Here is a 15,736-nt window from a genome sequence, read left to right on the forward strand (position 1 = left end):
GTTGTCGGTGAGAGGGTTTCCCCATGCTTGACGTGGCAGTGATCGAGGACCCGGCGACGGCCGAGGTCTCGTTGGACCCGGTGCGGGCGAGGTTGCTGGCCGAGCTGGCCGAGCCGAGCTCGGCGACCATGCTGGCGGCCAGGGTCGGCCTGCCCCGGCAGAAGGTCAACTACCACCTGCGCACCCTGGAGCAGCACGGGCTGGTGGAGCTGGCCGAGGAACGCCGCAAGGGCAACATGACCGAACGGATCATGCGCGCCACCGCCGCGTCCTACGTCATCTCGCCCACGGCGCTCGCCGCCGTCCAACCCGACCCGGAACGCGCGCCGGACCGACTGTCGGCCCGCTGGCTCCTGGCCGTCGCCGCACGGCTGGTCCGCGACGTCGGCAACCTCCTCACCGGCGCCGCCAAGGCGGACAAGAAGGTCGCCACCTTCGCGCTGGACGGCGAGATCCGCTTCGCCACCGCCGCCGACCGCGCGGCGTTCGCCGAAGAGCTGGCCACCGCCGTCACGACCCTGGTCGCCAAGTACCACGACGAAGCCGCACCCGGCGGACGCGCGCACCGCGTCGTCGTCGCCGTCCACCCCAGCATCCCGAAGGAATGACGATGGGTCACGCGTTCGAAGGCGTCAACGAGGTCGAGCTGGCCGGCGTCACGCCGGACCAGGTCTGGGAGGCCATCGCCACCGGCCCCGGCCTCGACTCCTGGTTCATGGGCGCCAACGAGGTCGACCCCGGCGCCGCGATCAGGCAGGTCTGCTTCGGCGGCTACGAGCCGACCCACCGGATCACCGCCTGGGAACCCGGCAAGCACCTGGCCTACGGCGGCGAGAAGGCCCCCGACGGCCGGTTCATCGCCTACGAGTTCCTGGTCGAGGGCCGCGAGCACGGCAGCACGGTCCTGCGCATGGTCGCCGCCGGCTTCCTGCCCGGCGACGACTGGGAGGACGAGTTCGAGGCCATGACGGCGGGCGGCGAGATGTTCTGGCAGACCCTCGTCACCTACCTGCGCCACTTCGCCGGCCGCGCCGCCCGCCCCGTCACCGTCGTCGGACCGGCCATCGCCGACTGGCCCGCGCTGTGGGTGGCCCTCGGCCGCGAGCTCGGCCTGGACCGCGCGCCGAAGACCGGGGACCGCGTCGACCTGGACGGCGGCGTCGTCTACTTCGCCAACGCCCAGACCGTCGGCATCCGCACGGAGCACGCGATGTACCGCTTCTTCCAGGGACGGCCCGGCGCCCTGATCGCCATGCACCACGTGTTCGCCGACGACCACCGCGACGAGCGGACCTGGTCGGCCTGGCTGGGAGACCTGGCGTGACCACCCCGCGCCGACAGGACACCCCGCGCCGACAGGACACCGGCGAGAACGGCGCCCGCGAGAACGTGGCCGCGGGCGTGCTGCCGCCGACGCCGCTGCCCTTCCCGGGCGCCGCGTCGGGCACGGTCCCGCGGTACGGCGGCGCGGTCGCCGGGTGGTCGTGGGCGTCCGCCATCGCGGCGAAGCCGCGCTCCGAGATCTGAAGGACAGGGCACATCATGGGACAGGTCGTTTCCAAGGACGGCACCGCGATCGGCTTCACGCGCATCGGGTCCGGACCGGCGTTGATCATCGTGGACGGCGCGATGTGCTACCGCGCCTTCGGCCCGGCCGCGAACCTGGCCGAGGCGTTGTCCGAGCACTTCACCGTCTACACCTACGACCGGCGCGGCCGGGGCGAGAGCGGCGGCGGCACCGCGCCGCACAACGTCGGGCGCGAGGTCGAGGACATCGCCGCGCTGATCGAGGAGGCGGGCGGGTCGGCGCGCCTGTTCGGCATGTCCTCGGGCGGCACGCTGGTCGCCGAGGCCGCGCACCGGGGCGTCGCCGCCGAGCGGATCGCGATCTACGAGTCGCCGATGGTCGTCGACGGCACCCGCGAGCCGATGGCCGACGACCTGCCGCGACGGGTGGAGCGCGCGGTCGGCGAGGGACGCCGGGGCGACGCGGTCAAGCTGTTCATGCGGTACGTCGGCACGCCGGGCCTGTTCGTCGCGATCATGCCGCTCCTGCCGGTGTGGAAGAGGATCAAGGCCGTCGCGCACACGTTGCCGAACGACTTCGCGCTGGTCGGCGAGTTCCAGCGGGGCACGCCGCCGCCCGCCGGCCGGTGGTCCGGCGCGACGGCGCCCGCCCTGGTGATCGCCGGCGGGAAGAGCCCGGACTACCTGCGCAACGCGCAGCGGCACCTGGCGTCGGCCCTGCCGCACGGCGAGCTGACCGTCCTGCCCGGACAGACCCACATGGTCAAGGCCAAGGCGACGGTCCCGGTCCTCGTCGACTTCTTCACCCGCTGAGCACGCTGAGCACGCGGCCGAAACCTGGTGGTGGGCGGGGGACCGCCCCGTCCACCACCGTCGCGCGCGACGGCTTCAGGGCTTGCGGCCCACCGCGCCCGCGATGCAGTAGCTCACCGAGTCGAGCTCCTTGAGCCGCGGCCCGTCCGGCCACCAGTCCGCGCAGATGACCAGCCCCGGCTCGACCAGCTCCAGGCCGTGGAACAGCTCGCGCATCTCACTCCTGGTGATGAACCGGCCGCTGCCCATCGGCGAGTGCAGGAACGTCTGCTCCATGCGCCGCGCGATGGCGGAGTGCTCCTCGGTCTCGGGGTCGAGGAAGTGCGAGATCGCCACGTAGGAGCCGGACGGCAGGGCCTCGATGTACTCGGCCATGATCTCGGCCGACGAGGGCGTGTCGCCGTTGTAGTGGTGCAGCGTGCCCATCTGGAACAGCGCCACCGGCTCGGTGAAGTCGATGTGCTTGCGCACGACCTCGTCGTTGAGGATCTCCTGCGGCTTGAAGATGTCGGCGGCCGAGAAGTGCGTCTGGTCGTTCTCCTCCAGCAGCGCGCGTCCGTGCGCCAGCACCACCGGGTCGTTGTCGACGTAGACGACTCGGGCATCCGGGTTGATCCGCTGGGCCACCTGGTGGGTGTTCTCGGCGGTGGGCAGCCCGGACCCGCAGTCGAGGAACTGGTCGATGCCCGTCTGGCTCGCGACGAACCTGGTGGCGCGGATCAGGAAGCCGCGGTTGTCCACCGCGAGGGTGGCCGCCTCGGGCGCGATCTGCTGCACGCGCCGCAGCACCTCGCGGTCGATCTCGTAGTTGTCCTTGCCGTTGAGGAACGCGTCGTAGACCCTGGCGATGCTGGCCTTGGTGGTGTCGATGTAGACGGGGGCGGCGGCGTCCGAGGACGAACCCGGCATGTGTGTGACCTCGCATTACGGGGATGGGAGTGATGTTGTGTGCACCGCGTCACAGTCCGGTCAGCGTAAGGGTATGGGCCCAACGCGTGAGTGAGCCTCGTGCATCTGACCGGGCAGGATCATGGGTGTACGTTCAGTGACGATGCGAGTCGGCCCTCCTCGGGCGCAACCGCTGTTCGGGTGGGACGGGCACGACGGGCGGGAGGAACGGCGATGGCGACTGGCGAGTCCACGCCGGAGCGGGAGAGCGGACCGACCGCGTTGCGCATCGTGCTCGGCGCCCAGCTGCGCCGCCTGCGCGAGGCCGCCGAGATCAGCCGGGCGGACGCGGGCTACGCCATCCGCGGCTCGGAGTCGAAGATCAGCCGGATGGAGCTCGGGCGCGTCGGCCTGAAACCGCGCGACGTGAACGACCTGCTGACCATGTACGGGGTCGACGACGCGGGCGAGCGGGAGAAGTTCCTCGACATGGTCCGCCGGTCCAACGAGCCGGGCTGGTGGAACCGCTTCACCGACCTGATGCCCGACTGGTTCCACGACTACGTGGGCCTGGAGGAGGCGGCGGCGCGGATCCTGATCTACGAGACCCAGTTCGTGCCCGGCCTGCTCCAGACCGAGGACTACGCGACGGCCATCGCGAGCCACGGCCGGCCGGAGCTGGTGACGCCCGAGGTGCGGCGGCGGGTGTCGCTGCGGATGCAGCGGCAGAAGATCCTGACCCGGCCGGGCGCCCCGAGGGTGTGGGCGGTGATCGACGAATCGGTGCTCCACCGGGCCATCGGCGGCCGTGAGGTCCTGGTCAACCAGCTGGAACACTTGCTGAGCGTGACGAAGGACGGTCCGGTCACTCTGCAGATCGTGCCGTTCCCGTGGGCCGGTTACGCAGCGAAGGGGCCCTTCGCGATGCTCCGGTTCGGCGAGCCCGACCTGCCGGACATCGTGTACCTCGAACACCTCGCCGGTGCCCTCTACCTGGACAAACTCGAAGAGCTGGAGATCTACAGCCGGGTCTTCGACCGGCTCACGGTGGACGCGGAGACACCGGACCGCAGCCGGCAGATGCTCGCCAAACGGCGGGCCGAGCTCTAGCTGTCGTCCGACCGGGTGGAGTTCACGCTCCGCATCTGCACGTGCATTTACCCGTGCACCGGCCGGTGCTACGGTCCGTGCACAACCGGATGCACGTGCAGATGCATCTCTGGCTTGGAAGGTGAGTCGATGGCCACCAAGGTGCACAACGGCATGTCCGCGACCGACCTGACCGGCGTCACGTGGACCAAGAGCTCCTACAGCGACGCGATCGGCAACTGCGTCGAGTTCGCCGTCGTCGACGGCGGCGAGATCGCGATGCGCAACTCCCGGTTCCCCGAAGGCCCCGCGCTCGTCTACACGCGAGCGGAGATGGCCGCCTTCCTGGCCGGGGCCCGGGACGGGGAGTTCGATGACCTCGTCGACTGACCAGCCCTCGCGGACGACGTTCCAGCTCCGCGAGCTGATCGCGCGCGGGTTCCAGTTCCTCCACCCGCGCGACGCCAGGGGAGAACTGGCGGCGGTGGTGGGTGTTCGGGCGCACGACGCGGTGATCGACGTGGTGCGCCTGCACACCGAGGACGACGCGGTGGCCATGCGGATGCCCGCGGACGAGGTGAACGTCCTGTCTCCCAGCCGCTTCTCGTGGCGCCGTCGCGGCCCGGCCACGCACGTGCTCGAACAACTGCTCGACCTGCCGGACGAGGACGAGCTGACCGCCTGAAGTCTTCCCGTCCACATCCGCGGTGGTGGACGGGACGAGAGGGGAGAGCCCTCTCACCGGCGAACCTGACCTGGAGACGCAGCGGGAGTCGACTCCGCGCCGGAAAGAGGCGTCGACACCACGCTCGGAGCGCAACTCCGTGTTCGTCGCGTTAGGTGCGGGGGCCGAGGTCGGCTTCGGCCTCCGCACCGGCCGCATCCCTGGTGCGGCAGCGTTTCAGGGGCGGCGCAGGCCGCTCAGCACCACGTCCAGGCCGCGGCGGAACTCGATCTCCGGCGGGATCGTCCGCGCGGTGGCGGCGGTGTCGGCCAGCAACGGGAAGTGCTCGCCCATCGCGGCCAACGCGTCGGTGCCCATGCCCGACAGCGGGCTGCGGTGCTCGGTCTCGGTCGCGCCGATGAGGTAGCTCAGCAGCGCGCGCAAGGCGAAGACCCGCTGCTCCCCGGTGAACCCGGCCTTGGTCAGCACCTCCAGCACGGCTTCCGCCCAGCGCAGCAGGCTCGGGCAGCGGTGCCGGTGCGCCATCGTGAGCGGCACGACGTCGGGGTGTGCGGCGATGGCGACGCGGACCCGTTCGACCAGGACGGCGATCTGCTTGTCCCACAACGCCTTCGGTGGCACGGTGTCCACTCCGGACATCGCCTGCTCGACCGCGAGGGCTTCCAGCTCGTCCCGGTCGGCGACGTACCGGTACAGCGACATCGTGCCCATGCCCAGCTCGGCGGCGACGGAGCGCATCGACAGCGCCGCCAGCCCGTCCCGGTCGAGGACGGCGAGCGTGGCGGCGGCGAGCGCGGACTTCGTCAGCGACTTCGGACGTGGCATGGCCTTGACAGCGTACAAGTTACGCGCATAACTTGGGTAGGCGTACAGTGCACGCTTACGATGAGGGGGATGTCGTGAAGGTCGGCGCACGTGAGTGGGAAGCCGTGCTCGGTGGCACGGTGCGGGTGCCCGATCCGCGCACCCTGGTCCACCTGCAGTTCCGCCGCTTCGCCGGCTGCCCGGTGTGCAACCTGCACCTGCGGTCGATCGTGCGGCGGCACGACGAGATCACCGCGCGCGGCATCACCGAGGTGGTCGTGTTCCACTCCTCGGCGGACGAGCTGCGCCCGCACGCCGTCGACCTGCCGTTCGCCGTGGTCGGCGATCCGGAGAAGCGGCTGTACGCGGAGTTCGGCGTCGGGTCCGCGCCGCGTTCGGTGCTCGACCCGCGCGCGTGGGGCGCGATCGTGCGCGGCGTCGTGCGGGACCTCGGTCCGGTGCTGCGCGGTCGCCGTCCGCTGCCCGAGCCGGCAGGCGGGCGGCTCGGCCTGCCCGCCGACTTCCTCATCGCGCCGGACGGCACGGTGGTCGCGGAGAAGCGTGGACAACACGCCTACGACCAGTGGTCGGTGGACGAACTGCTCGCCCGTGCACAGGCGCTGACCAGCAAGGACTGAGTTGTCCACAGGGTTGTCCCCAGCTGTGGACGGCTCGAACAGGCGTTCGACACAACGTGCGGTGCACGGAGTGCGCGGCGAGACCCCGCCTCTTGTCGAGGCGGGGTCTCACGGCCCTTCGGCGTGCGTCGATCAGCCCACCGGCCGAGACATCACGAACCAGTTGAAGCCCTCCACCAGCCGGCGGGTCTTGGTGCTGACGTAGCGCGGCCCGGTCAGCTCCCACCGCACCACGTTGCGGTAGGAGCCGGCAGCAGGCTCTCGTCGGCCGGCGTGTTCGCGTCGTCCTTGGCCGCGATGTGCTCCACGACCGTCTTGCGCTCCAACGTCACGTCGAGCGACTCGTAGGCGGACTGGTGGTGGAGGTAGTCGTCCTGGCCGTGGTCCAGGGCGCGGCCCGGGTCGGCCGGCTTGAGCTGCACGGTGCCGCCGTCGAACGAGCCCTTCGCCGACACCGCGGTGACGATGTGCCCGCCGGTGCTCTCCAGGCTCCCGGCGCGGGGGCCGGGGGCGTAGCGCCCGTAGACCAGCTGCACCGGGCCCTGGTCGAGCCGCTTGCGGGCCGACGGCGTCCCGGCGTCCACGAGTACGTCCTCCACCGGGTAGGCGTTGACCACGTGTGGAGGACGGCCGAGCAGCTGGTGGACTCCCGGAGCCAGTGGTCGCACCGGGCGATCCCAGCGTCCGCGCAGCTCAGCGGGAGGGGTCGCGGTCGAACAGGACCCGCGCCCTGGCGTAGCCGACGGCGCTGAGGACGAGGCACCAGCCGACCGCCCAGTACCCGCTGCCACCGATCGGCGTGCCGATGAGCAGTCCGCGCAGGGTGTCGGTGACCGGTGTGAACGGCTGGTGCTCGGCGAACCAGGCCAACCCGCTCGACATCGAGTCGGTCGGCACGAACGCGCTGCTGACGAACGGCAGGAACTGCAGCGGCAGCGCGGAGCTGTTGGCGCCGGCGACCGTCTTCGCGCCCATGCCGAAGGCGATCCCCAGCCAGGTGAACGCGAACGCGACGAGCAGCAGCAGCCCGGCCGCGGCGACCCAGTCGGCGAGGCCGGCCGACGGGCGGAACCCGTTGAGCACCGCCACGCCGATCACCAGCGCCAGGCTGAGGACGGTGTTGAGCAGGCTGCTCAGCGCCTGCCCGGTCAGCACCGAGTAGCGCGAGATGGCCATGGTGCGGAACCGGGCGATGATGCCCTCGCCCATGTCGGTGTTGATGTTCACCGACGTCCACGCGGCCCCGGCGCCGACGGCCATCACCAGGATGCCGGGCACCAGGTAGTCCACGTAGGACGCGCCGCCGGGGATCGTGGTGTCGAGCGAGCCGCCGAACACGTGCACGAACAGCAGCATCATCACCACCGGCATGCCGATCGTGCCGATCGACATCATCGGGAAGCGCTGCACGTGCCGCAGGTTGCGGCGCAGCATGGTCGTCGTGTCGCGGATGGCCGTGGTGCTCATCGCCGCGCGGTCCTCTCCGTGGTCAGGGCGAAGAAGACGTCGTCGAGGTCCGGCGTGTGCACGGACAGGTCCTGCACGTCGACCGCGGCGTCGTCCAACCGGTCGAGCAGGGCCCGCAACTGGTGCACGCCACCGTCACCGGGCACGTCGAGGGTCAGGCCCTCGTCGTCGCGGGAGGAGCCGTCGAGCGCCTCGGCGGCGAGGTCGAGCGTGCGCGCGTCGGCGAAGCGCAACCGCACGTGCCCGCCCGGGATCAGTCGCTTCAGCTCGGCCGCGGTGCCCTCGGCGACCAGCCGGCCGCCGTTGAGCACGGCGATCCGGTCCGCCAGCTCGTCGGCCTCCGCCAGGTGCTGGGTGGTGAGGAAGATCGTGACGCCGTTCGCGACCAGGCCGCGGATGACCTGCCACATGGCGTGCCTGCTGCGCGGGTCGAGGCCGGTGGTCGGCTCGTCCAGGAAGATCAGCTCCGGCTCGCCGACCAGCGTCATCGCCAGGTCCAGGCGTCGGCGCATACCGCCGGAGTAGGTTCCCGCGGGCTTCTTCGCGGCCTCGACGAGGTCGAACCGCTCCAGCAGCCGCGCGGTGCGGCGGCGTCCGTCCCGGCGGTCCAGGTGGGCGAGGTCGGCCATGAGCCGGAGGTTCTCCTCGCCGGTGAGCAGGTTGTCGACGGCGGAGAACTGGCCGGTGACGCCGATGGCCTCGCGGACGCGGGCCGGGTCGCGGGCGACGTCGTGGCCCGCGACCTCCGCCCGGCCGCCGTCGGGGGTGATGAGCGTGGACAGGATCTGCACGGTCGTGGTCTTGCCCGCGCCGTTGGGCCCGAGCAGGGCGAACACCGTGCCGGGCTCGACCCGCAGGTCGAGGCCGTCGAGCACGACGTGGTCACCGTAGGACTTGCGCAGACCGGTGGCGGTGATCGCCATGGGTGGCTCCTCGGTCAGTCGGTCAGTCGGTCAGCGGCTGGTCGGTGAGCAGCGGCAGGGACTGCACGCCGGTGAGGTTCGGCGACGGCATGAACACCGGCCGCCGGTCGGGGTCCGTGCGCAGGCGCGGGAAGCGGTCGAACAGGACCTCCAGCGCGAGCCGTCCCTCCAGCCGGGCCAGCGGCGCGCCGAGGCAGAAGTGGATGCCGCGGCCGAAGCCCAGGTGCGGGTTGGGGTCACGGGTGACGTCGAAGACATCAGGGTTCGCGAACCGGCGCGGGTCCCGGTTGGCCGCGCCGACCCACAGCAGCAGCATCTGGTCGGCGGGGATCTCGACGCCGCCGAGCGTCTCCGGTCGGTTGGTGACCCGCGCGACCGCCGCGAACGGCGTGAGGAACCTCAGCGACTCCTCGATGGCGGACGGGATCAGCGCGCGGTCGCGGCGGACCGCCGCGAACTGGTCCGGGTGGGCGTCCAGGGCCAGCACGGTGTTGCCGAGCAGCATGGTGGTGGTGATGTGGCCCGCCACCAGCAGGACGGCCGCGAAGTTCACCACCTGCGCGTCGGTCAGGCGCTCACCGTCCACTTCGGCCTGGACGAGGTCGTTGAGCAGGCCGGGTCGCGGCGTGCGGCGGCACTGCGCGGCGTGCTCGCCCAGGTAGTCCATCAGCGGCCGGATGGCGTCGACGCTGTCGCGCAGCCCTTGCTCCTGCGTGGCCTCGTCGTCCTTGAGGGAGAACTGGTTGGTGCTCTCGAACATCTTGTCGACCCACACCTTGAACAGGCCGCGGTCGCTGCTCGGCACGCCCAGCAGTTCGGCGATCACGATCACCGGCAGTGGGTAGGCCAGGTCGCGGACCAGCTCGAACTCGTCGCCGGTGACGTCGTCGAGCAGTTCGCCGGTGAGCTCGGTGATGCGCGTGCCGAGGTCGGCCACGACCTTGGGCGTGAACGCGTGGCCGACCAGGCGGCGCAGCTTCTGGTGCGCCGGCGGGTCGAGCTGGATGATGTTGCCCTCGGTCAGCGACTCGTCGGTGGCCGGGAGCAGCCGCGTGGTGTCGGACGAGAACCGGGCCCAGTCGCCGAGGACCTCGACGGACTCGGGGTGGCCGTAGACGTTCCAGAAGCCGAGCTGCTCGTCGTACTCGACGGCGTTGCCGGGTCGTTCTCCGCGCAGCCAGAACTGCTGCGGGTTGGTGTCCCACATTGTCTTGTCCCCCAATGGTGTTGTGGTTACGAGCGGTGGATGACGATGTCCCCCAGGGAGGTCCGGGCGCGGACCTCGACCCGCTCCTCGGTGTCGCCCGGCGCGTCGGCGCCGGTCAGCTCGTTGCGCACGCGACCGGCGACCGCGCGCACGTCCAACCAGGCGGCCGTGCCCTCGCGGATGCCGACCTCCAGCCCGCCGGCCGACGTCTCCACCACCACGGAGCCGCGCACGACCTCGTCGAGGCGGATGCGGCCGTTGACGGTCTTGGCGTGCACGTCCCCGCCGGCGTGGCCGACGAAGATGTCGCCGTTCGCGGCGCCGATCCGGACCTCGCCGGTGACCTCGCCGATCCGGGTCGCGCCGTTGGAGTTCTTCACCGTGCCGGTGCCGTCGAGCCGGTCGACGCGCAGCTCGCCGGAGCCGGTCGACAGCTCGGCGCGGCCGGTGACCTGCTCCACCGCCACGTCGCCGTGGGAGGTGGTGGCCTTGAGCGCGGCGGTGTCCTGGAGCCGGATGTGCCCGGCCGAGGTCTTGAACCGGCACTCGCCCAACACGCCCTCGGCGCGGAAGTCGGCGAGCGAGCCGTGCGCGACGACGTTCGAGCCGGCGGGCAGCCGCACCACCACCTCGACCATGCCGGTCTTGCCGAAGATGCTGCGCGACCTGGGTGTCTTCACGGTGAGGCGGCCGGCTTCGAAGTCGACCGAGGTGCCCTGGGCGGCGGCGACGTCCTTGGTGTTGTCCGGGTCGGCGGGGTCGACCTCGACCACGGTGTCGCCCCGGTCGGAGGCGGCGATGAGGACGTTGCCGGCGACGACGTCGAGGGCGAGTGTGATGGTCCCGGGCGTGGCGAAAGAAGGCATGGCTTTCCCCTTGGAGTGGGTCGGGTCGGTGTTCGTGCTGGTAGCGGCGCCAGGGCCGGCTAGCGGACCCAGCCGGTGTAGCTCTGTCGGGACGAGGAACGGCCGGTCGGCCGCCCGCCGTGCCCGAGCCCGGCCGCGGCGGCCCGCACCAGCCAGGCGTTGACCGAGACGCCTTCGCGGGCGGCGGCCTCCTCGACCCGCAGCTTCAGGTGCTCGGGCAACCGCAGGTTGATCCGCGCGACCGGGCCCTCCTCGGCCGCCACCGGCGGCAGCTCCGTGGCACCACCCTGGCTCAGCGTGGCATCATCCGGCACCGACACCACGAACTCGGGGTCCCGGCCACGCAGCCGCACGTCGACCGACCCCGGCGCGAGGTCCCGCGTGATCTCGTCCACGGCCACGGAAAGGGCTTCCAGCAGCGTCAACCGCACCGCCGACTCCAGCGGGGCGACGAGTCGCTCGGCCAGCGCCCGTGCCTCCGCGCCGCCTGCCTCGGCGGCGGTGGCGAGCTCCCGGCGGAGGTTGTCGACGTACGGCGTCAGATCCATGGCACCACTATGGCACCACAGTGGTGCCAGTGCAAGCCTCGGTGGTGTCACGGCACTGGGTGGCGGTTCCGGGTGGCTGCCCACCCGATCGGATGAAATAGCGGTTCGACGAGACCGGTGGTCCATTTCGGAACGTGATGTGCTGCCGTGATCATTTTCCTGGTTGTTCGCTTGAGGTGGAATATCGCAGCTCGCGGTCCGCCGTGTGGAATCTTCGTCGTTCGTGATCAAATGGCGCTGATACGGGCTTTGAGCAGCAGAAATGTGGCGATCTTCGGTATCTGGCCGTAATTTTGCGGGCCTCCGCCGGGGCGGTGACTCGAATGGCCTAACGGGGCTATCCGCTGCGATGTGTAGTGAAGGGCGGGGTGGCTTCACTTCGATTCAAGAATGCTTGCCAAGGACTCGGTGGCCGTGCCAGTCTTCCGCCCATGGATTTCCGCCCTCTGCCTGACGGGCAGTGGTCGCCGGTGCCCGAGCTGCCCGGCATCCCCGAAGCACTCCGGCGCGAAGGCGCCTACCTGCCACCGCCGCTGCCCTCGGACCTGGCGCTGCCGGTGTCGACCTACCGCCGGTGCGCCGAGGCCGAGCACGCGCTCGGTCGGCTGGACGAGGCGGTCCACCGGTTGGGCGTGCGGCCCGCGCTCGTCCGGTCGACGCAGGTCCGCGACGCGAACAGCTCAGCCGGGCTGTCCGGGGTCGCGGTCGGCCTGCGCGAGACGTTCGCGGCGGACCTGCTGGCGTCCCGGGAAGGCTCGCCGCCGACGGACAGCGCCGCGCCGACCCAGCTGGTGGCGCCGTTCCTGCAAGCGTGCGACCACGGTCTGGCGCGGGTCCGCGCCGGCGCCCCGGTCGACGCCGAGCTGGTCGCCGAGGTCGCCGCGATCATGACCGGGGGCAAGCCCGGCCGCCGCCTGGCGGACGTGCTGCGCGACGCGCCCGGCCGGTTGGGCGTCAGCGACGCGCGGGCCTACCTGCTGACCGCGACCGGCGCGCACCTCGTGGCGCTGCTGGAGCAGTGGTCGACCTGGGTGCGCGAGGAGGACGAGCAGCCGAGGATCGCCAAGGTCGCGCTCGCGCACTACCAGCTGGAGGTGCTGCAACCGTTCCCCACGGCCAACGGGCACGTCGCGCGCACGTTCTCGACGTTGGAGATGGTGCGGTGCGGGCTGGTGCGCGACCAGGTGCTGCCGCTGTCCGTGTGGCTGGACACCGCGCTGGCCGAGTACCAGTGGCAGATCCGCGCCGTGGTCGACACCGGCCGGGTGGACCGCTGGGTCGAGTTCTTCGCCACCGCCGTCCGCGACCAGGCCCTGGCGCAGCTGCGGCTGATCGGCCACCTGGAGGCGTTGGACGACGAGTACACCGCCCGGCTGCCCCGCACGGGGACGCTGCCCCGGGTGGCGGCGGCGCTGATCGGCTTCCCCGCGGTGGACAACCGGTCGCTGTGCGCGCGTTACGGCATCTCCCCGAAGGCCGCCACCGACCTCACCTCCCGCCTGGTCGAGCTGGGCGTGCTCGTCCCGTGGGAGTACCTCGGCTACCGCCGGGTGTTCCTGTGCCGGGACGTGCTGCGCCTGCTGGCCGACCACCCCGACACCACCGCCTGACCGCTCTCGACCACCGCCCGACCCCGGACCACCGCCCGACCGCTCTCGACCACTGCCCGACCCCGTTCGACGACCCGGAAAGAAGCGCGACGACCCCGATGAACGCAACCCCCGACCGACCGTCCTCCCGCTGCCGGCGCGCCGGCTGTCTCAGGCAGCACTGCCGCCGACGGCGCCACCGCTCAGGGAACCTGCCGCGGGTCCGCCTCGTGGTCGGCCTGCTGATCCAGGTCGGCGTGGCCCTGCTGCACTGGTTCCGCGACTGACTCCAGCTCGGCCACCAGGTCGCGCACGCGTTGCGCCGCGTCGTCGTCGGTCCCGATGAGCAGCGCGAGCGCGCGGTTGAACCGCCGGTGCGCGACGGCCCGGTCGCCGGACAGCCACAGCGCCCGGCCGAGCGAGGACAGGGCGCGCGCGCGGGCGGCGGGGTCGGCGAGGTCCTCGAAGAGCTTGTCCGCCCGGGACAGGTACTTGACGGCGGAGTCGTGCCGGCCGACCTCGATCATCAGCTCGCCGAGGTGGGCCAGCGCCCGCGCGGCGCCGGGCCGGTCGTCGTGCAGGAGGTGCAGCTCCAGCACCTCGTCGGCGCACCCGATGACCTTGTGCAGCCGGCCCTGGGCGCGGTAGGTGACGGCCAGGTCGTGCAACGCGCCCGCGGCGGCGTCCGGGTCGTCGTCGCGGAGGCGGTGGACGGCCAGCTCGCGCATCCCCGCGACGGCGGCGAGGCGGAGCGCTCCTCGCCCGCGTAAGTGCACCGCGGCACGGCGGAAGCCGGTGGCCAGCAAGAGCGACGTGGGCAGGGCGGCGGCGAGCTCGGCGCCGAGGTCGAGCAGGTCGCGCGCCCACGCCTCGTCCACGTCGGCGGGCAGCGCCGGCCACACGTCGGCGAACAGCGCGACGGCGGCCTCCGGTTCGGCCGGCGCGGCGCGCAGGGCGGCGAGCAGCTCGTCCCGGTGCGCGTCGAACCAGTTGTGCCCGGCGGTCCGCAGTTCCCCGCGCAACCGCGCGACCTCGTGCCGTGGCTCGTCGCTCACCTCGTGCCACCCTTCCGCGTCCCCGTGTCGGTGGACCGACCCCTGCTCTCAGCGCCCTGCGACGTCACTTGATCACGAGTGTCAACCAAACGGGTGAGTCCGCACACCGCTGGAAGTGGCCGACTACCCGCGGACCGGTTCACACGTGCGCGGGACGCCGGCGCCACGGACCGTCATCACCGCTGGGTGGGGGCGATCTCGAAGAGGTCCTCGAACTGCATCGGCGCGAGCGCCGTCACCGCGCCGCCGATGAACGCCGGGCCGGGCTGGAGGTCGCCACCGAGGACGCGCGCGACGGTGGAGCGGTTGACGTCCATCGCCTTGGCCAGGGCGTAGTCCGAGCGGAACCCGGCGAGCCGCGCGGCTTTCCTGAAGACATCGGTGCGGAGCTTGATCGTGTACGGCATGGCCTGCCTCGTGTTGTGCACGCCCAACGCATGTTGTGAGGTCACAACGCTAGGCAGTTTGTTTTGTATGCGCAACTGATGTTGTGTACAGACAACATGCAGGTCATGGGCTACCTGGGGGGAGTGCCCAACCAACGTTGCGTGTGCGCACGTACCATGTCGGCGTGACCAAAGCCGAGAGTGCGGACTCGTCCTGGTCGGACTTCGTCCAGAAGCAGATGGACGACCGCGGGATGAGCACCGGAGAACTGACCGAGAAGACCGGCTTCGACCGGAGCCGCCTGACCGCCTGGAGGAAGGGCGAACGCCCGAACCTGGACACCGCCCGCGTCGTCGCCAAGGCCTTCGGCATGAGCCCGCTGGAAGTCATGGTGGCCGCGAAGCTGATCCTCCCGGAGGAGGCGGACCTGCGAGGGGTCTCCAGCCCCGACCCGGCCGCGCTGACGGACCAGCAACTGGTGGCCGAACTGGGCCGCCGCCTCCAGAACCGCCCCTGACCCGTCCGGGCGACCTCGGGCGGCAGCGGACCGCGGCGGCCGGACCGATCCACTCGGCCGCCGCGGTCCGCGCGGGCAGGATGTGGGCGTGTTCGACTTCGGGATCGAGGGCTACCGGCCGGACTGGGGCAACGGCCTCGACGACGCCATGCGCCACGCCGCGCGGATGCGCGCCCTGGTGGGTCGGCGGCTCACCGACGCGTGGCTGGTCTGGGACCTGGAGCGGGACGAGTGGTGGGCCGACTGCCCGGTCCTGCTCGACTTCGACGGCGAGCGGATCGAGATCAACCACGCTCGGCGGCGACCACCTGTGCGTGTTCAACGCGCTCGACGAGAACGGCCTGGAGATCGGCCCCCCGACCCCCGCCTCCCACCGCATCCCGCTGACCACCTGAAGCCCGGCTCCACGGTGACCGCTTGGCGCTCGTGGGAGCCTGGACGAACGGCGGGTCCCGGCTGACGGCGACTGAGGTAAAAGATCAGGCCCCGAGCGCGTTTCCGCTGCTCAGGGCCTGATTCACCCGGCGAAAGGTGAGTGCCCCCGGCAGGATTCGAACCTGCGACACACGGTTTAGGAAACCGATGCTCTATCCCCTGAGCTACGAGGGCGCGGTGGTGAGCGTACCGGGTCGGGGGTCGGGCTTCCGGTGGTGGGTTGTCACTCGGTGGGCCTAGGGACGTGCACCTTGGGTTAGGGGGTGGGGCCCGGCGGGTCGGCTGTACGGGGGAAGTG

21 protein-coding genes and 1 tRNA gene are annotated in these 15,736 nt (G+C 71.4%); 11 read left to right on the plus strand and 11 right to left on the minus strand.

From position 1 onward, the window contains the following. The first annotated feature begins 23 nt into the window (after window positions 1–23). From ACQPYE_RS03170 to ACQPYE_RS03185, 4 genes are read left to right on the plus strand one after another with little or no spacing between them, the layout of a single operon-like run. Complete coding sequence (locus tag ACQPYE_RS03170) at window positions 24–608, plus strand: ArsR/SmtB family transcription factor (RefSeq protein ID WP_498719032.1); 585 nt, start codon at window positions 24–26, stop codon at window positions 606–608. Between the two features lie 2 nt (window positions 609–610). Beyond that, the gene (locus tag ACQPYE_RS03175) at window positions 611–1,324 is read left to right on the plus strand and encodes an SRPBCC family protein (protein ID WP_498719033.1); all 714 of its coding nucleotides are present in this window, start codon (window positions 611–613) and stop codon (window positions 1,322–1,324) included. After that, complete coding sequence (locus tag ACQPYE_RS03180) at window positions 1,321–1,527, plus strand: hypothetical protein (RefSeq protein ID WP_498719034.1); 207 nt, start codon at window positions 1,321–1,323, stop codon at window positions 1,525–1,527. Before ACQPYE_RS03175 ends, ACQPYE_RS03180 begins: the two co-directional genes overlap by 4 nt. Before the next feature lie 15 nt (window positions 1,528–1,542). Next, window positions 1,543–2,340, plus strand: coding sequence for an alpha/beta fold hydrolase (locus tag ACQPYE_RS03185; protein ID WP_498719035.1), 798 nt, complete (start codon window positions 1,543–1,545; stop codon window positions 2,338–2,340). Between the two features lie 75 nt (window positions 2,341–2,415). On the opposite strand, the gene ACQPYE_RS03190 is transcribed toward ACQPYE_RS03185, so the two are convergent. Further along, window positions 2,416–3,249 carry an SAM-dependent methyltransferase gene (locus ACQPYE_RS03190; RefSeq protein ID WP_498719036.1) on the minus strand — a complete coding sequence of 278 codons (834 nt, stop codon included), beginning with the start codon at window positions 3,247–3,249 and terminating at the stop codon, window positions 2,416–2,418. Between the two features lie 213 nt (window positions 3,250–3,462). On the opposite strand from ACQPYE_RS03190, the gene ACQPYE_RS03195 reads away from it, so the two are divergent. From ACQPYE_RS03195 to ACQPYE_RS03205, 3 genes are all read left to right on the plus strand, one after another. Further along, window positions 3,463–4,338: a Sco1979 family transcriptional regulator gene (locus tag ACQPYE_RS03195; protein WP_498719037.1), complete on the plus strand. Its 876-nt coding sequence runs from the start codon at window positions 3,463–3,465 to the stop codon at window positions 4,336–4,338. 129 nt (window positions 4,339–4,467) lie between these two features. After that, window positions 4,468–4,707, plus strand: a complete 240-nt coding sequence (locus ACQPYE_RS03200; protein ID WP_498719038.1) for a DUF397 domain-containing protein — start codon at window positions 4,468–4,470, stop codon at window positions 4,705–4,707. Next, on the plus strand, window positions 4,691–5,002 hold the full coding sequence (locus ACQPYE_RS03205) for a hypothetical protein (RefSeq protein WP_498719039.1): 312 nt from the start codon (window positions 4,691–4,693) through the stop codon (window positions 5,000–5,002). The genes ACQPYE_RS03200 and ACQPYE_RS03205 overlap by 17 nt, the downstream gene beginning before the upstream one ends. A 216-nt stretch (window positions 5,003–5,218) precedes the next feature. Here the strand turns inward: ACQPYE_RS03205 and ACQPYE_RS03210 are convergent, their stop codons facing one another. Next, window positions 5,219–5,827 (minus strand): TetR/AcrR family transcriptional regulator C-terminal domain-containing protein, encoded by a 609-nt coding sequence (locus ACQPYE_RS03210; protein ID WP_498719040.1) that lies wholly within the window; start codon window positions 5,825–5,827, stop codon window positions 5,219–5,221. 74 nt (window positions 5,828–5,901) lie between these two features. On the opposite strand from ACQPYE_RS03210, the gene ACQPYE_RS03215 reads away from it, so the two are divergent. Further along, window positions 5,902–6,444 carry a peroxiredoxin-like family protein gene (locus ACQPYE_RS03215; protein WP_498719041.1) on the plus strand — a complete coding sequence of 181 codons (543 nt, stop codon included), beginning with the start codon at window positions 5,902–5,904 and terminating at the stop codon, window positions 6,442–6,444. A 215-nt stretch (window positions 6,445–6,659) separates the two neighbouring features. On the opposite strand, the gene ACQPYE_RS03220 is transcribed toward ACQPYE_RS03215, so the two are convergent. Genes ACQPYE_RS03220 through ACQPYE_RS03245 form a run of 6 tightly spaced genes read right to left on the minus strand, consistent with a single transcriptional unit; the run spans window position 6,660 to window position 11,455 of the window. Further along, a complete protein-coding gene (locus ACQPYE_RS03220) occupies window positions 6,660–7,112 on the minus strand; it encodes a hypothetical protein (protein ID WP_498719042.1) in 453 nt (150 codons plus the stop codon). A 25-nt stretch (window positions 7,113–7,137) separates the two neighbouring features. Further along, complete coding sequence (locus tag ACQPYE_RS03225) at window positions 7,138–7,911, minus strand: ABC transporter permease (protein WP_498719043.1); 774 nt, start codon at window positions 7,909–7,911, stop codon at window positions 7,138–7,140. After that, on the minus strand, window positions 7,908–8,834 hold the full coding sequence (locus ACQPYE_RS03230; protein WP_498719044.1) for an ATP-binding cassette domain-containing protein: 927 nt from the start codon (window positions 8,832–8,834) through the stop codon (window positions 7,908–7,910). The genes ACQPYE_RS03225 and ACQPYE_RS03230 overlap by 4 nt, the downstream gene beginning before the upstream one ends. 22 nt (window positions 8,835–8,856) lie before the next feature. Continuing rightward, window positions 8,857–10,041 carry a cytochrome P450 gene (locus ACQPYE_RS03235; protein ID WP_498719045.1) on the minus strand — a complete coding sequence of 395 codons (1,185 nt, stop codon included), beginning with the start codon at window positions 10,039–10,041 and terminating at the stop codon, window positions 8,857–8,859. Window positions 10,042–10,067: 26 nt separating this feature from the next. Next, the gene (locus ACQPYE_RS03240) at window positions 10,068–10,907 is read right to left on the minus strand and encodes a DUF4097 family beta strand repeat-containing protein (protein WP_498719046.1); all 840 of its coding nucleotides are present in this window, start codon (window positions 10,905–10,907) and stop codon (window positions 10,068–10,070) included. A 59-nt stretch (window positions 10,908–10,966) separates the two neighbouring features. Then, entirely contained in the window at window positions 10,967–11,455 is a 489-nt protein-coding gene (locus ACQPYE_RS03245) for a toxin-antitoxin system HicB family antitoxin (RefSeq protein ID WP_498719047.1), read from the minus strand. 431 nt (window positions 11,456–11,886) lie between these two features. On the opposite strand from ACQPYE_RS03245, the gene ACQPYE_RS03250 reads away from it, so the two are divergent. Beyond that, the gene (locus tag ACQPYE_RS03250; RefSeq protein WP_498719048.1) at window positions 11,887–13,065 is read left to right on the plus strand and encodes a Fic family protein; all 1,179 of its coding nucleotides are present in this window, start codon (window positions 11,887–11,889) and stop codon (window positions 13,063–13,065) included. 182 nt (window positions 13,066–13,247) lie between these two features. Here ACQPYE_RS03250 and ACQPYE_RS03255 read toward each other — a convergent pair whose 3' ends face one another. Both ACQPYE_RS03255 and ACQPYE_RS03260 read right to left on the minus strand, forming a co-directional pair. Continuing rightward, window positions 13,248–14,099: a tetratricopeptide repeat protein gene (locus tag ACQPYE_RS03255; RefSeq protein WP_498719049.1), complete on the minus strand. Its 852-nt coding sequence runs from the start codon at window positions 14,097–14,099 to the stop codon at window positions 13,248–13,250. Window positions 14,100–14,275: 176 nt separating this feature from the next. Then, a complete protein-coding gene (locus ACQPYE_RS03260; protein WP_498722827.1) occupies window positions 14,276–14,506 on the minus strand; it encodes a transcriptional regulator in 231 nt (76 codons plus the stop codon). 164 nt (window positions 14,507–14,670) lie between these two features. Here ACQPYE_RS03260 and ACQPYE_RS03265 point away from each other — a divergent pair, with 164 nt between their 5' ends. Continuing rightward, on the plus strand, window positions 14,671–15,003 hold the full coding sequence (locus ACQPYE_RS03265) for a helix-turn-helix domain-containing protein (protein WP_498719050.1): 333 nt from the start codon (window positions 14,671–14,673) through the stop codon (window positions 15,001–15,003). Window positions 15,004–15,091: 88 nt separating this feature from the next. Further along, window positions 15,092–15,463 (plus strand): hypothetical protein, encoded by a 372-nt coding sequence (locus tag ACQPYE_RS03270; protein WP_498719051.1) that lies wholly within the window; start codon window positions 15,092–15,094, stop codon window positions 15,461–15,463. Between the two features lie 76 nt (window positions 15,464–15,539). Here the strand turns inward: ACQPYE_RS03270 and ACQPYE_RS03275 are convergent. Next, a tRNA-Arg gene (locus ACQPYE_RS03275) sits at window positions 15,540–15,612 on the minus strand. Window positions 15,613–15,736 lie beyond the last annotated feature (124 nt).

The sequence above is a fragment of the Actinosynnema sp. CA-299493 genome (genome assembly GCF_050946825.1).
Taxonomy (GTDB): Bacteria; Actinomycetota; Actinomycetes; order Mycobacteriales; family Pseudonocardiaceae; genus Actinosynnema.